We start from the raw sequence: 15426 nt of genomic DNA on the forward strand, positions 1-15426 counted from the left end.
AGTGACCGATGCGCCGCATGTCACCCCCTGTTTTCTCCCCCGAGGGCCCTCAGGTGCCGTCCTCGGCGTCGTCGTCACCGCCGTCGCGCGGCTGCGGCGGCTGCGCGCCGGGGTCGCCGAAGGCCGACGGCGACGACGGGAAGGACTTCGTGGGCAGGTCGGCCGTCGCCTCGCGCATGGTCGCCTGCCAGATCGGTCCGGGCAGGGTGCCGCCGTAGACGATCCCGTAGTGGCGCCCGCCGATGACCACGCCCTGGAGCGGGTTCTCCTCGCCGCCCCGCACGTCGCCGACGGCCACCGCCGCGGCCAGGTTGGGCGTGTACCCGGCGAACCACGCGTAGGCGGCGCTGTCGGTGGTACCGGTCTTGCCGGCCGCCGGGCGGCCGATCCCCAGGCCGTCGGCGGTACCGCCCTTGAAGGTCTGCTGGAGCAGGTGACTGACACCGGCGGCCACCTTCGGACTCACGGCCTCCTCCTCGCAGGTGCTGCCGACCTCGATGCGCCCCGATCCGGGGTCGACGGGGTTCTCGGAGACGACCTCGACCGGCCGGGGCTCGCAGCGCGTGCCGTCGGCGGCGAAGGTGGCGTAGGCGTTGGCCACGGTCAGCGGGGAGACCTCCTGGTCGCCGAGGGTGAAGGAGCTCCACACGCCCAGGGGCTCGCCGTCGGCGCGCGCGATCCCCGCGTCCTCGGCCATCTGCGACGTCTCGCACAGGCCCACGCGCCGCTGCAACTGGGCGAAGTAGGTGTTGACCGAGCCCTTGGTCCCGCTGATCATGTTGTGCCGGCCCTCGTCGCTCTCCCCGGCGTTGCGCACCTCCCAGTCCGACATGCGACCGCCCTCGCAGTTGCGCAACCCGCTGACGGTCGTGGACTTGGGCGCGGAGAAGCTCGTGCCGTAGCCGAGCCCCTTGTCCAGGGCGGCGGCCAGGGTGAAGGCCTTGAACGTCGATCCCGCCTGGAAGCCGTGCGAGCCCCCGTCGGCGCGGTCCACCGCGAGGTTGATCGAGGTCGTGCCGGTGTCCTCCTCGTCGAAGCCGTAGCGCAGGTTCTGCGCCATGGCCCGGACCTTGCCGTTGCCGGGCTCCACGACCGCCTCGGCGGCGAACTTCGTGGAGTCCTCGTGGGGAACGTACCGGTCCACCGCGTCCTGGGCGGCCTCCTGCGCGTCCCGGTCCAGGGTCGTGCGGACGGTGAAGCCGCCCTGTTCCAGGGCACGGTCCCGTTCCTCCTCGGTCTCGCCGAGGAGGTCGGAGGCCGTCAGCCAGTGCATGACGTAGTCGCAGAAGAACGGGTAGTCGCTGCTGTAGCAGCTGCCGCCGCGCTCGGTGGGCTCCAGGTCCAGCCCGGTCCCCTTGTATTCCTGGGCCTGCTCCGCGGTGAGGTGCCCGGTGTCGGCCATTCGGTCGAGCACCACGTCACGGCGTTCGATGGCGGCGTCGGGGTTGGTCATCGGGTCGTAGTAGGAGGGCCCGCGCACGAGGCCGACCAGCAGGGCCGCCTGGGCCGGGTCGAGGTCGGCGGCGGGGACGGAGAAGTAGCGCCGGGCCGCGATCTCGATGCCGTGCGCCCCGGAGCCGAAGTAGGAGAGGTTGAGGTAGCCCTCCATGATCTCGTCCTTGGTCATGCGCTCCTCGATGCCCATGGTGTGGCGCAGCTCGACCAGCTTGCGCCCCACGGTCCGCTCGTTGGCACGGTCCAGCTCCTCCTCGGTGGCGGCGTTCTCGATGAGGAGGTTCTTCACGTACTGCTGGGTGATGGTGGAGCCGCCCTGGAGGTCGCCCTGGGCCGTGCGCAGCAGCGCGCGCAGGACGCCGCGCAGGTCCAGGCCGTTGTGCTCGTAGAAGCGCTCGTCCTCGATCGCCATGAGCGCCGCCGGCACCCACGGGCTGATCTCGTCCAGCTCGACGAGGTCGCGTTCGCGCCGGGCGACCTCGGCGATGGGCTCGTCGTCGGCGTCGGTGAGCAGGATGCGTTCGGACAGGGGCGGCGGGTCCAGGTCGGCGGGCAGGGACATGAACGCCGACGCGACGTCCCGTCCGGCCACACCGATCGCGCCCACCCACGGCAGGACCAGCGCGGCGCACAGCACTCCGGCCATCGCCGCCGTCCCGGTCAGCCGCAGGAGCGCGGTCGTCCGGGTCTTCTCGTGCTCGCCGTTCCCGCTCGACTCGGTCACGTCGCCCCCCTCGGCGGTGCCTGCCGTCCCGCCACGCGGACGGAACGGACACTGCGCCGACCACCCTCCCAGGCGGGGCGCAAAGGGAGCACTGATGCTGCGCGCGTGTTAGCGAAAAGCTTCACAAATCAACGGCAAAGCACACAGACCGCGCATCGGCCATGAGTCAGACGAAACAGACTCTTCAATAACTCGACATCAAGAGGAATCATCACGGACTCCTCCCGTACGACCGCACCTGCGCCGAAACCCACCCGACGGCCGCCGCGGCGAACCTGATCGAGCAGTGGAGCCCCGGCGCCGCGTCCGGAATGGCGAGGGAGCCTCCACGGTGACATTTGGTCATCCCTACCCAACCGCAGGCTCCCCGCAACCCGCTGGTTGAGTTTTCCGACTTTTCGCGAAAACGAATGCGAAAACAACCACAGAGGCCCCTGAATCAGGTGCTGCCTTATGCCCGTTTTGAGAGGTTTACATGGGCGAAACCCGTCAAATACCAGCTCCACGTTCTGTCGGCCAGTGTGACGAGGATCACATTAATTATTCGGCCCCGACGCTCCGTGAAACCCCATGAGAGGGCAGACGATAGAGAGCGGAGGGCGCCGAAGCCGCAATCCGGACAGTTGTTGTTCCGGACCCTTCGTTAACTCCGGCTCGCCTTCAATGAAATCCTTGTTATTCACCTTCCGAATACCGGCATGCCAGCCGAACCTTCCATAACGCCCGAAACACGACAATTGCGGTGTAACCAGTGATCGGACGCCTTCCCATACTCGGGATCTCTCCAGACAACGACCTCGGACCAGTGAAAGCGGTCCCCGGTGAACGCTTCACCGTGGGGGCGACGGTGATCCGCGAGGGACACGACTCCCTCGCCGCCGGCGTGGTCCTCTACTCGCCCAAGGGCAAGCGCGGGGCACTCGTCCCCATGCGCGAGGCGGCTCCCGGAACCGACCGCTACGAGGCGGAGGTCAGCCTGCCCTCCGAGGGCACGTGGTCCTTCGCGGTGGAGTCCTGGACCGACCCCTTCGCCACCTGGCGAAGGACCGCGCGCATCAAGCTGCCGCTGGACCAGGACACCGACCTCGTCCTGGAGGAGGGCGCCCTGCTGCTGGCACGCGCCGGCCGCCGCGTGCCCCGCAGGCCCGCCCTGACCCGGGCCGCCGCCGTCCTGCGCGACGACTCCCTGGCACCGGTGGACCGCCTGGCGGCGGCCCTGACCGACGAGGTCCTGGCCGAGATGGAGCGCACTCCCGTGCGCGAGCTCGTCACCAGGTCCAAGCGGCAGAGCGTCGTCGTGCACCGTGAGCGCGCCCTCTACGGGTCCTGGTACGAGTTCTTCCCGCGCTCGGAGGGCGCGCAGGTGGACACCGCCCCGGGCCAGGAGCGCTCGGGCACCTTCCAGAGCGCCGCCAAGCGCCTGTCGGCCATCGCCGACATGGGCTTCGACGTCGTCTACCTGCCGCCCGTCCACCCGGTCGGCACCACCCACCGCAAGGGCCGGGGCAACGCCCTGACCGCGGCTCCGGGCGAGCCCGGATCGGTGTGGGCGATCGGCTCGGCCGACGGCGGACACGACGCCGTCCACCCGGACCTGGGCACGCTGGACGACTTCGACGCCTTCGTCTCCGAGGCGGCCGAGCACGGCATGGAGGTCGCGCTCGACCTGGCCCTGCAGTGCTCGCCCGACCACCCGTGGGTCACCGAGCACCCGGAGTGGTTCGTCCACCGGGCCGACGGCTCCATCGCCTACGCCGAGAACCCGCCGAAGAAGTACCAGGACATCTACCCGCTCAGCTTCGACGCCGACTTCGACGGCCTCTACGCCGAGGTGCTGCGGATCGTGCGGCACTGGATCGACCACGGCGTGCGCATCTTCCGGGTCGACAACCCGCACACCAAGCCGGTGGTGTTCTGGGAGCGGCTGCTCGCCGACGTGGCCCGCAGCCACCCGGACGTGCTGTTCCTGGCCGAGGCGTTCACCCGGCCCGCCATGATGCGGACGCTGGCCAAGGTCGGCTTCCACCAGTCCTACACGTACTTCACCTGGCGCAACAGCCGGGAGGAGATCGAGGACTACCTCACCGAGCTCTCCCAGGAGACCGCCCACTACCTGCGTCCGAACCTGTTCGCCAACACCCCGGACATCCTGCACGCCTACCTGCAGCACGGCGGTCGCCCCGCCTTCGCGGTGCGCGCGGTCCTGGCCTCGATGCTCTCCCCCACCTGGGGCGTCTACTCCGGGTTCGAGCTGTGCGAGAACGTCGCCGCCGCCCCCGGCAGCGAGGAGTACCTCGACTCGGAGAAGTACCAGTACCGCCCGCGCGACTGGGCGGCGGCGGAGGCCTCCGGCAACGCCCTCACCGGGCTCATCGGCCGGCTCAACGCGCTGCGCCGCGCCCACCCGGCGCTGCGCGAGCTGCGCAACCTGCGCTTCCACCACGTGGACCGGCCCGAACTGCTGTGCTTCTCCAAGCACCGCCCCGGCACCGGACCCGACGACCCCGACGACCTCGTCATCGTGGTCGTCAACCTCGACCCGCACCACGCCCGCGAGGCGACCGTGCACCTCGACCTGCCGTCCATCGACCGCGACAGGGAGGAGGAACTCGCAGTGACAGACGGGCTGACCGGACGCTCCTACACATGGCGCGCCGAGAACTACGTCCGGCTCGACCCGGCGACCGGACCCGCGCACGTGTTCACCGTCAGCGGCAGATAGCGCCCGAGGGAGGGGCCGGGGCCGGCGTGTCCGGCCCCGCTCCGGCCCGAAACGCCCGTTGATCCGATGTCGAACATTCTTGGTGGGGAGCAGTAGATGAGCAATGACGAGCCCGGACCCGTTCACCACGGTCCGCTCGCCCCAGCCACCGGGGCCGCCACCGGCCCGCTCATGTCATCCGGCGGTACCAGCGATCCCTACTGGTACAAGCACGCCGTCTTCTACGAGGTCCTGGCACGGGGCTTCTTCGACTCCAACGGCGACGGCACCGGCGACCTCGCCGGGCTGGTGCAGAAACTGGACTATCTCCAGTGGCTCGGCATCGACTGCCTCTGGCTGCTGCCGATGTACGAGTCACCGCTGCGCGACGGCGGCTACGACATCTCGGACTACTTCAAGATCCTGCCGGAGTTCGGCCGCACGGCCGACTTCGTGGAGCTCCTCGACGAGGCGCACCGGCGCGGGATCCGGGTGATCACCGACCTGGTCATGAACCACACCAGCGACCAGCACCCGTGGTTCAAGGCCTCCCGTGAGGACCCCGAGGGGCCCTACGGCGACTTCTACGTGTGGTCGGACACCGACGACCGCTACGACGAGGCGCGCATCATCTTCGTCGACACGGAGACCTCCAACTGGACCTACGACGAGGTGCGCGGCCAGTACTACTGGCACCGCTTCTTCAGCCACCAGCCCGACCTCAACTTCGAGAACCCGGCGGTGCAGGAGGCCATTCTGGAGGTGCTGCGCTACTGGCTCGACCTGGGCATCGACGGATTCCGGCTGGACGCCGTGCCCTACCTGTACGAGCGCGAGGGCACCAACTGCGAGAACCTCAAGGAGACCCACGAGTTCCTCAAGCGGGTGCGGGCCGAGGTCGACCGCCTCTATCCCGACCGGGTGCTGCTGAGCGAGGCCAACCAGTGGCCCTCCGACGTCGTCGACTACTTCGGCGACTACGAGTCCGGCGGCGACGAGTGCCACATGAACTTCCACTTCCCGCTGATGCCGCGGATGTTCATGGCGGTGCGCCAGGAGCAGCGCTTCCCGATCTCGGAGATCCTCGCCCAGACCCCGCCGATCCCCCGCAACTGCCAGTGGGCGATCTTCCTGCGCAACCACGACGAGCTGACCCTGGAGATGGTCACCGACGAGGAGCGGGACTACATGTACGCGGAGTACGCCAAGGAACCCCGCATGCGCGCCAACGTGGGGATCCGCCGGCGGCTGGCACCGCTGCTGAACAACGACCGCGACCAGATCGAGCTGTTCACCGCCCTGCTGCTGTCCCTGCCCGGGTCCCCGGTCCTGTACTACGGCGACGAGATCGGCATGGGCGACAACATCTGGCTGGGCGATCGCGACGCCGTGCGCACGCCCATGCAGTGGAGCCCGGACCGCAACGCCGGGTTCTCGCGCGGCGACCCCGCCCGGCTGTACCTGCCGCTGATCATGGATCCCGTCTACGGCTACCAGGCGCTCAACGTCGAGTCCCAGCGTGAGAACCCGGGCTCGCTGCTGCACTGGACCCGCCGGATGATCCAGATCCGCAAGCGCCACCCCGTCTTCGGCACAGGCGAGTTCACCGAGCTGGAGGCGACCAACCCGAGCGTCCTGGCGTTCATCCGCGCCCACGGCGACGACCGGATGCTGTGCGTGAACAACCTGTCGAAGTTCCCGCAGCCCGTGGAGCTGGACCTGTCCGGCTACGCGGGGGTCGCCCCGGTGGAGTGCGTGGGCGGTGTCCGCTTCCCGGAGATCGGTGAGCTGCCGTACCTGCTCACCCTGCCCGGGCACGGCTTCTACTGGTTCCAGCTGCCCGCGGAGACCGGGACCGCCTCGAACGCGCGTGACGAGGACGGCCTGCCGACCTACGGACTGCCCGCCGCCGGGGTGAGCCCGCGCCCGGTCTTCGAGGGCCTCTCCGGCCACCCGGCCGGTCCGCCCGTCCGCGCCGCGCACCACCGCACACCCACCATGGCGTCCAGCACCCCGAACGGTGACGTGGCCGGAGCGCGCGAGGGCGCGCCCGGGTCCTCCACGCCTCCCGTCGTCTCCGTCCCCGGCCACACCGGGCAGCCGACGGCGCACTCCGGACGGGATGGTGGCGGGAAGGGAAACAGGCCGTACTGACATGTCTCAACTCGAAGAGCTCCTGGCCGCCTGGCTGCCCCGCCAGCGGTGGTTCTCCGGCAAGGGCATACCCATCCAGCAGATCCGCATCGAGAGCAGGCACCGCCTGGTGTCCCACGGTCCGGGCGGTCCCGAGCTGTACCTGCTCGTCATCCAGGCGGGCCAGCGCGGACGCAGTTCCCGCTACCAGGTGCTGCTGGGCGCGCGCCCGCCGCGGTCGCTGCCGCCGGAACTGGCCGGCGCCGCGATCGGCGTGTGCACGGTGGCGAGCGGGCGGCCGCGGGTGGTCTACGACGCCACCCACGACGCCGAGCTGACCGGTCTGCTGCTGGAGTGCTTCGTTTCCGGACATCCGGAAACGGATGGTGGGCCGGTGCGCTTCCGCACCATGCCCGGCACCCGGGTGCGCACGGGAGCGCACGGCCGCCTGCTCACCGGTGAGCAGTCCAACACGTCGCTGGTCTTCGGCGACGACTACGTCCTCAAGGCCTTCCGCAGGCTCTGGCCCGGCCACAACCCGGACCTGGAGCTCAACGTCGCGCTGGCGGGGTCGCCGTACGTGGCCCGCCCGTGCGGGTGGATCGAGGCCGACCTGCCGGGGCATCCGGTACCGGCCACCCTGGCCCTGCTCCAGGAGTACGTTCCCGGGGCCACCGACGGCTGGGTCCTGGCGACCGGGAACGTGCGGCGCCTGTTGGAGGGAGGCGGCGGTCGGCGCGAGTCCGCGTTCGCCGAGGAGGCCGAGCGCCTGGGCCGCACCACGGCCGAGGTGCACCGCTCCCTGGCGCAGGCACTGCCCACGGACGTGCTCTCCCCGGCCGCGGCCGCCGAGCTCGCCGACGCGATGGTGGAACGCCTGGCGATGGCCAGCGCGGAGGTCCCCGAGCTCGCCGAGCACGCGCCGCGCGTGCTGGAGGCCTACGCCGACTTCGCCGCGGTGGACGAGCCCCTGCCGATACAGCGTGTGCACGGCGACTACCACCTGGGACAGGTCATCCGTACCGGTTCCAGGTGGGTGCTGCTGGACTTCGAGGGCGAGCCGACCGTGCCCGTCCGCGAACGGCAGCGGCTCTCCAGCCCACTGCGCGACGTGGCCGGAATGCTGCGCTCCTTCGACTACGCCGCCGGGTTCCTGCTCGTCGGCGAACCCGCGGACCCCGACCTGGAGTGGTCGGCGCGGGCGTGGGCGCGGACCAACCGGGAGGCGTTCTGCGCCGGATACGCCGACGGCGGCGGACCCGACCCGGACAAGCACCTGACGGTGCTGCGCGCCTTCGAGTTCGACAAGGCCGTGTACGAGGTGCTCTACGAGGCCCACAACCGGCCGGACTGGCTTCGGGTGCCGCTGGAGTCCATCGCCACGGCCGCCGCCGCCCGTCCCGTGCCCGGCTGACCGACGACCGGGCGGACCGCCACGCGGGTGGCGGTCCGCCCCGCACCGCACGACGGCGGCCCCGACCGCCGCCCGCTCCCGCACCGCCCCACACCACCACGATCCCGACGGAGTCGATGTGACCTCGCCCCGCAGCCAACCCCGACCGCGCCCGCGTCGCCGCACCGCGCCCGACCCCGAGCTCCTGGCCGAACTGGACCGCGTGGTGGACGGACACCACCACGACCCGCACTCCGTGCTGGGCCTGCACGGCCCGACCGGCCGCAACCTGCGGGTCCTGCGTCCGGGCGCCGTGGAGGTGGCCGCGATCCTGCCCGACGGCGGCCGCACCGAACTGACCCACCTGCACCGCGGCGTGTTCTCCGCCAACGTGCCCCGCGGGACCCGCGACTACCGGATCGCGGCACGCTACGACGCCGAGGGCCCCGAGCACGTCACCGCCGACGCCTACCGCTTCGCCCCCACCCTGGGCGAGCTCGACCTGCACCTGATCGGCGAGGGCCGGCACGAGGAGCTGTGGCGGGCGCTGGGCGCCAACCCGGCCGAGCCGGAGACCCCGATGGGCGAGGTGCCCGGCACGGGGTTCGCGGTGTGGGCGCCCGATGCCCGCGGCGTCCGGCTGATCGGCGACTTCAACTACTGGAGCGGGGTCGCGCACCCCATGCGCAGTCTGGGCTCGACCGGTGTGTGGGAGCTGTTCCTGCCCGGTGTGGGCGAGGGCGACCTCTACAAGTTCCAGGTGCTGGGCGCCGACGGGCAGTGGAGGGACAAGGCCGATCCCATGGCGCGGCGCACCCAGGTCCCGCCGGCGACCGCCTCCGTGGTCACCTCCTCCTCCCACGTGTGGGCCGACCAGGAGTGGATGGCCGAGCGCAAGGGCGTGGAGCCGCACCGCGCGCCGATGAGCGTGTACGAGGTGCACCTGGGGTCGTGGCGTCCGGGCCTGACCTACGCCGAGCTCGCCGAGCAGCTCGTGGAGTACGTGACCGACATGGGGTTCACGCACGTGGAGCTCCTGCCGGTGGCCGGACACCCGTTCGACGGCTCCTGGGGATACCAGGTCACCTCCTACTACGCGCCCACGCCCCGGTTCGGCTCCCCGGACGAGTTCCGGTACCTGGTGGACTCGCTGCACCGGGCGGGCGTCGGCGTGTTCCTGGACTGGGTCCCGGCGCACTTTCCCAAGGACGAGTGGGCCCTGGCCCGCTTCGACGGCTCGGCGCTGTACGAGCACCCGGACCCGCGGCGCGGTGAGCACCCGGACTGGGGCACGCTCATCTTCAACTACGGGCGGACCGAGGTCCGCAACTTCCTGGTCGCCAACGCCCTGTACTGGCTGGAGGAGTTCCACATCGACGGGCTGCGCGTGGACGCGGTGGCCTCGATGATCTACCTGGACTACTCGCGCGACTCCGGCCAGTGGGAGCCCAACGTCTTCGGCGGGCGGGAGAACCTGGAGGCGATCGAGTTCCTCAAGGAGCTCAACACCACGGTCTACCGCCGCAACCCGCACGTGGCGATGATCGCGGAGGAGTCCACCGCCTACACGGGCGTGACGCGGCCGGTCGACATGGGCGGGCTGGGCTTCGGCCTGAAGTGGAACATGGGGTGGATGCACGACTCCCTGGAGTACGTGAAGAAGGAGCCGTTCCACCGCAAGTACCACCACAACGACATCACGTTCTCGATGGTCTACGCCTACAGCGAGAACTACGTGCTGCCGCTGTCGCACGACGAGGTGGTGCACGGCAAGCAGTCCCTGTTCAACAAGCCGCCCGGCGACGAGTGGCAGCGCTCGGCGACGCTGCGGGCCCTGCTGGCGTTCATGTGGTCGCACCCGGGCAAGCAGCTGCTGTTCATGGGCGGGGAGATCGCCCAGGGCGACGAGTGGTCGCACGAGGAGGGCGTGCCGTGGTGGCTGCTGCAGTTCGAGCACCACGCGGGCGTGCAGAGACTGGTCAAGGCGCTCAACGCCGCCTACCGGCCGCGTTCGGCCCTGTGGTCCCTGGACACCGATCCCGCGGGGTTCCGCTGGCTGGACGGCGGTGACCACGAGGGCAACACGCTCACGTACCTGCGGCACGGCGAGGACGGGTCGGTGCTGGCCTGCGGTGTGAACTTCTCGCCGGTCCCGCGCCCCGAACGGCGGGTGGGCCTGCCCGCCGGGGGCCGGTGGGAGTCGGTGCTCAACACCGACGACCCGCGCTTCGGCGGTTCGGGTTTCCCGGCACCGGTCCGGGTCGAGGCCGAGGAGGTCCCCTGGGACGGGCAGCCCTTCTCCGCCGAGATCACCCTGCCGCCCCTGGGCGCGGTGTGGTTCGAACCGGAGCGGTGAAGGTCAAGGAATCGTCACTGTAAGTTGAAGGGTCCGTTGCCTGGGCGGCGCGAACGCAAGCCCAGGTGAACGGACCTTCAAGGAACTACCCACTTCTCCTTCTCCTCCTTTCAGCGTGGGCATCGTGGGCACGTAGGCAGTGCGCCTCTCGATACCGACCAGAGGGGCGCCCCGGCACCCCAGGCGCCGACCCGCAAGCGAACGTGGCACGAACGGCCCCGACCGCACGGACGGAGGAGATCGCCTTGAGCACGGTCACCAGAGCACGAAGAACCGCGAAGAGGACCGGCCGCGGGCGCACGCACGCCCACGACCCGATCGAAGGAGCCGAGTCCGCGGAAGCGGCATTGAGGGAGATCGGGAGACTGCCCGAGGACGACCCCCGAGTCGAGCAACTGCGCGAACAGGTCGTCCTCGTCTACGCCCCCTTCGTCCGCCGTGTCGCGCTCAGATACCGCGGACACGGCGAGCCCTACGAGGATGTACGCCAGACGGCCATGGTCGGACTGCTCAAGGCCGTCCACGGATTCGATCCGGACCGCGGCAGTCCCTTCGTCTCCTACCTGCTGCCCACGGTCCTGGGCGAGATCAAACGGCACTTCCGCGACCACACGTGGGCGATGCGCGTGCCGCGTCAGCACCAGGAGAACCGTGCTCGGCTGCGGACCGCCATCGGTGTGTTCGAACAGGAGCACGCGCGCGAACCGACGACCCGGGAGATCGCCGGACTCCTCGACATGCGCGAGAGCGAGGCCGTCGAACTCCTCCAGGCCGACCAGGCCTACCGGGCCCTGTCCCTGGACGTGCCCGACAGCTGGAACGGGGAGGGCTCGGAGAGCACCAGCCCCGAGGACCGGCTCGGCACCGAGGACGAGGGCCTGGAGCTGGTGGAAGAGCGCGAGTCGCTGCGCCCCGCCCTGGCGCGGCTGAGTGAGCGGGAGAAGCGACTGGTCACCTTGCGGTTCTTCGGTGACAAGTCGCAGTCGGAGATCGCCGCGGAGCTCGGTTACTCCCAGATGCACGTCTCCCGCCTTCTGGCGGCCGTCCTCCAGCGGCTCCGCGAGGACGTGGGCGCGTGCGACTCGAAGCAGGACTGAGGGTCGCGGGTCGGTCCACCTAGCGCCGCTCAGTCCACGTAGCGCCGCGCCGGCGACCGCCGGCGCGGCGCTTCCAGGGCCCGCAGCCCGCGCTCGATCTCCGCGGGCACCGGACGCCGCTCCCCCAGCACCCATGGCAGGCCTGCCGCGGCCTCCGCCAGCGCCGCCGCGGTGGCGGCGTCGCGCGGGGCCGAGCGCAGGGTCGCCCACGTGTGCCGGCACGCTCCGGAAAGCGGGCGCCGCAGCCAGGCCGTCCACAGGGTGTTGCGGATGCCGAGGCGCCGGCGCCGGCGTGCGTCGCGCACCTCGGAGGCCACGTGGTGAATGGTCATCCGCTCGTCCCAGCACATCCACCACCCGGCGGCCGCCAGGTCGAGGGCCAGGAGTTCCTCCTCCCCGCCCAGCCACAGGCGCGACGAGAACCCGCCGACCTCCTGGAAGGCGCGGACCCGCAGCACGCTGGCCCCCGCGAGGATGCCGAGCAGGGCGGGGCCGGGCAGCCAGGAGGGGCCCTCGACCGGCGAGTGCCGCAGCTCGGGGGTGATGGGGTCCTCCTCTCCCCCGGGTTCGACGAGGATCCGCGCGGTCACCGCGCCGAGGTCGGGATGGGCGTCGAAGTGGTCGGCCGCCCGGTCGAGCGAGCCCGGCTCCCACCACGTGTCGTCGTCGCAGAAGGCGACGTAGGGGGTGTCCAGGGCGCTCACACCGATGTTGCGGCCGACCGCCCCCAGGTTGGCCCGTGCCCTGATGAGCCCGACGCCGGGGTGGGCGCGGGCGACGGCCTCGGGGGTCCCGTCGTCGGAGGCGTTGTCCACGACCACGACCGGCGGCGACTCCGGCAGGTCCGCCAGCCGGTCCAGGGTCCGCAGGAGTTCGCCGCACCGGTTCCGGGTGATGACGACCACCCCGGTGCGCGCGCTCATCGCGTCTCCAGCAGTGCCAGGTCCCGCTCCACGACGGAGGGGAGCGGTCGGCGCGCCGCCACGGCTCGGGGCGCGAGGCGTAGCGCGCCCGTCAGCGCCGCCCGGCTGTCGGGATCGCTCAGGGAGCGGCGCGCGGCCTCCGCCGTACGGGCCAGGGCGATGCCGGGACGGCGGCGCAGCCAGGCGGTCAGGAGGGCGTTGCGCGCCTCCAGTCGGCGCCGCCATGCGCCGGGCGGGCGCAGCGAGGACGGGTGGTGGTGGGCGCGTACGCCCGGCAGGTGGCACAGCCCCCAGCCCAGCGCGGCCAGGTCCTGCGCGAGCAGGGCCTCCTCCCCTCCGAAGAACAGCAGCGGATCGAACCCGCCGGCCTGGACGAAGGCGCTCTTGCGCACCACGGCCGCGCAGGCGAGGAAGCCCAGTACACGCGGCCCCGGCAGGTCCTCGGCCGCGGGCAGCGGGCTGTGGGCGAGGTCGGCGTTCACCGGGTCGGGGCGGCCGTCCGCCCCGACCAGGACCGCCGCCGCGACGAGTCCCAGCCGGGGGTGGGCGTCGAAGGCGTCGGCGGCGGCCTCCAGCGCCCCGTCCTCCCACCAGGAGTCGTCGTCGGAGAACGCGACGTAGGGGGTGCGCGCCCGCGCGACACCGGTGTTGCGCGCGGCGCACCCCAGGTTGCGCTCGTGCCGCACGAGCACGACACCGGGGAATTCGATCCGGACGGCCTCGCCCGTGCCGTCGGTCGAGCCGTTGTCCACGACCACGACCGGCGGCGGGGGCGACAGGCGCCCCAGGTGGGTGAGGGTCCGCCGCAGCTCGTCGCGCCGGTCGCGGGTCGCGACGACGACCGTCACACGGTTCTCGGTCACCGCCGCTCCCCTTCGGCTCCCGTGGCGTCCGCGGGCGCCCCCGGTGCCTCTCCGCCGGAGCGCGCGCGCTCCTCCACGAAGTACTCGACGGTCCGCCGGATGCCCTCCTTCAACCGGATCTCCGGACGCCAGCCGAGAAGGTCGGCGGCCAGGCCCAGGTCGGGCCTGCGGTGGACCGGATCGTCCGGCGGGCGTGGCACGAAGTCGATGTCCGAGTGCGATCCGGTGAAGCTGCGCACGTACTCGGCCAGGCCCAGGACGGTGAGCTCCTCGTCGCTGCCGATGTTGACGGGCCCGACGCAGTCGCTGTCGGCCAGAGCCAGCAGCCCGCGCACGGTGTCGTCGACGTAGCAGACCGAACGGGTCTGGCGGCCGGTGCCGGCCACCGTCAGGGGCTCACCGGCCAGGGCCTGGTTGATGAACGTCGGGATCACCCGCCCGTCGTCCGCCCGCAGCCGCGGTCCGTAGCAGTTGAAGATCCGGGCGATGCCCACGTCGGTGCCCCGGGCGCGGTGGTGCGCCATCGTCAGGGACTCGGCGTAGCGCTTTGACTCGTCGTAGACGCTGCGCGGGCCGACGGGATTGACGTTGCCCCAGTAGGTCTCGCGCTGCGGATACTCCAGCGGGTCGCCGTACACCTCGCTCGTCGAGGCCAGGACCATCCGGGCCCCGCTGCGCTCGGCCAGGGCCAGGGCGTGCCGGGTCCCGAGACTGCCCGCCTCCAGTGTCTCCACGGGCAGGCGGAGATAATCCACCGGCGAGGCCGCCGAGGCCAGGTGGAAGACCACGTCCAAGCGCTCGGGAAGGTCCAGCGGTTCGACGAGGTCGGCCTCCGTCAGCGTGAACCCGGGGTCGTCGAGCAGATGGCGCACGTTCGCGCGCCTGCCGGTGGAGAAGTTGTCCACGCACAGCACGCGGGCCCCCTCCTCCAGCAGGCGTTCGCACAGGTGCGAACCGATGAAACCCGCGCCGCCCGTGACCAGGGCGGTCCTCGTGTACCGATCGCTCATCCTCACTCGCCTCCTAGGGCGTGTTCTGTGGACGCCGCCCGTCGCGGACGGCCTTCCCGGTCGTGGTCAGGGCCAGGAGGTCTCCTGGGACGGGCACACGACCAGCTCGCGCACCTCGCACCCGGACGGCTGGCGCAGGGCGAAGACCACGGTCCGCGCCACGTCCTCGGGCGCGTTGAGCTTGGCGTCGGGGCCCGGCTTGTACTGCTCGGGACGGTCGTCGAAGAAGTGCGTGCTCATGCCGCCGGGGACCAGCAGTGTCACCTGGACCTGTCCGGCGAGTTCGGCGGCCAGGGCCCGGGTGAAGCCCACGACGCCGAACTTGGAGGCGCAGTAGGCGGTCGCGTCGCTCAGGGCCCGCAGGCCGAGCGTGGACGCGCAGTTGACGATCGTTCCGTGGCTCTCCTTCAGGTGGGGCAGGGCCGCCCGGACCATGGCGGCGGTCCCGAGCAGGTTCACCTGCACGACCCGCTCCCAGTCGTCGGCGGACACGTCCGCCAGGGTGCCGCAGGCGTCGGTCCCGGCCGCGTTGACCAGGGCGTCGATCCGCCCGTGCGTGACCGCCACGCGCTGCACCGCCTGTTCGACCTGCGCGCGGTCGGCGAGGTCCGCCTGCTCGAAGGGCAGGTCGCCCCCGGGGTGCTGCCGGTCGATGACGATCGGGAAGCCGCCCTCGGCGGCCACGGCCTCGGCCGTGGCCGCTCCCAGGCCGGAGGACCCGCCGGTGATCAGGGTGTTTCCGAGTGGACGCATGCTTTCTTCTCCCGTCAT

At 71.3% G+C, this 15426-nt stretch carries 10 protein-coding genes; 5 read left to right on the forward strand and 5 right to left on the reverse strand.

Annotation, left to right across the window (positions count from 1 at the left end):
• Positions 1–49: 49 nt before the first annotated feature.
• Positions 50–2179: a transglycosylase domain-containing protein gene (locus DFP74_RS31865; RefSeq protein ID WP_233571256.1), complete on the reverse strand. Its 2130-nt coding sequence runs from the start codon at positions 2177–2179 to the stop codon at positions 50–52.
• A gap of 751 nt (positions 2180–2930) precedes the next feature.
• Between DFP74_RS31865 and DFP74_RS31870 the strand changes: the two genes are divergently transcribed.
• The 5 genes from DFP74_RS31870 (at position 2931) to DFP74_RS31890 (ending at position 11859) form a co-directional block, all read left to right on the forward strand.
• Entirely contained in the window at positions 2931–4901 is a 1971-nt protein-coding gene (locus tag DFP74_RS31870) for an alpha-1,4-glucan--maltose-1-phosphate maltosyltransferase (RefSeq protein ID WP_121187602.1), read from the forward strand.
• A 96-nt stretch (positions 4902–4997) separates the two neighbouring features.
• Positions 4998–7034: a maltose alpha-D-glucosyltransferase gene (gene treS / locus DFP74_RS31875; RefSeq protein WP_233571257.1), complete on the forward strand. Its 2037-nt coding sequence runs from the start codon at positions 4998–5000 to the stop codon at positions 7032–7034.
• A 1-nt stretch (position 7035) separates the two neighbouring features.
• On the forward strand, positions 7036–8427 hold the full coding sequence (locus DFP74_RS31880; protein WP_121187604.1) for a phosphotransferase: 1392 nt from the start codon (positions 7036–7038) through the stop codon (positions 8425–8427).
• A gap of 184 nt (positions 8428–8611) precedes the next feature.
• Positions 8612–10762: a 1,4-alpha-glucan branching protein GlgB gene (gene glgB / locus DFP74_RS31885; RefSeq protein WP_394341733.1), complete on the forward strand. Its 2151-nt coding sequence runs from the start codon at positions 8612–8614 to the stop codon at positions 10760–10762.
• Between the two features lie 317 nt (positions 10763–11079).
• Positions 11080–11859 (forward strand): SigB/SigF/SigG family RNA polymerase sigma factor, encoded by a 780-nt coding sequence (locus DFP74_RS31890; protein ID WP_233571421.1) that lies wholly within the window; start codon positions 11080–11082, stop codon positions 11857–11859.
• A 29-nt stretch (positions 11860–11888) separates the two neighbouring features.
• On the opposite strand, the gene DFP74_RS31895 is transcribed toward DFP74_RS31890, so the two are convergent.
• The 4 genes from DFP74_RS31895 to DFP74_RS31910 form a co-directional block, all read right to left on the reverse strand.
• Positions 11889–12782 carry a glycosyltransferase family 2 protein gene (locus DFP74_RS31895; RefSeq protein ID WP_121187608.1) on the reverse strand — a complete coding sequence of 298 codons (894 nt, stop codon included), beginning with the start codon at positions 12780–12782 and terminating at the stop codon, positions 11889–11891.
• Positions 12779–13645, reverse strand: a complete 867-nt coding sequence (locus tag DFP74_RS31900) for a glycosyltransferase family 2 protein (RefSeq protein ID WP_121187610.1) — start codon at positions 13643–13645, stop codon at positions 12779–12781. The genes DFP74_RS31895 and DFP74_RS31900 overlap by 4 nt, the downstream gene beginning before the upstream one ends.
• The gene (locus tag DFP74_RS31905; RefSeq protein WP_121187612.1) at positions 13642–14655 is read right to left on the reverse strand and encodes a UDP-glucuronic acid decarboxylase family protein; all 1014 of its coding nucleotides are present in this window, start codon (positions 14653–14655) and stop codon (positions 13642–13644) included. Before DFP74_RS31905 ends, DFP74_RS31900 begins: the two co-directional genes overlap by 4 nt.
• 66 nt (positions 14656–14721) lie before the next feature.
• Positions 14722–15408, reverse strand: coding sequence for an SDR family oxidoreductase (locus DFP74_RS31910; RefSeq protein ID WP_121187614.1), 687 nt, complete (start codon positions 15406–15408; stop codon positions 14722–14724).
• Between the last annotated feature and the right edge of the window lie 18 nt (positions 15409–15426).

This window comes from Nocardiopsis sp. Huas11, assembly GCF_003634495.1.
In the GTDB taxonomy this organism is placed as follows: Bacteria; Actinomycetota; Actinomycetes; order Streptosporangiales; family Streptosporangiaceae; genus Nocardiopsis.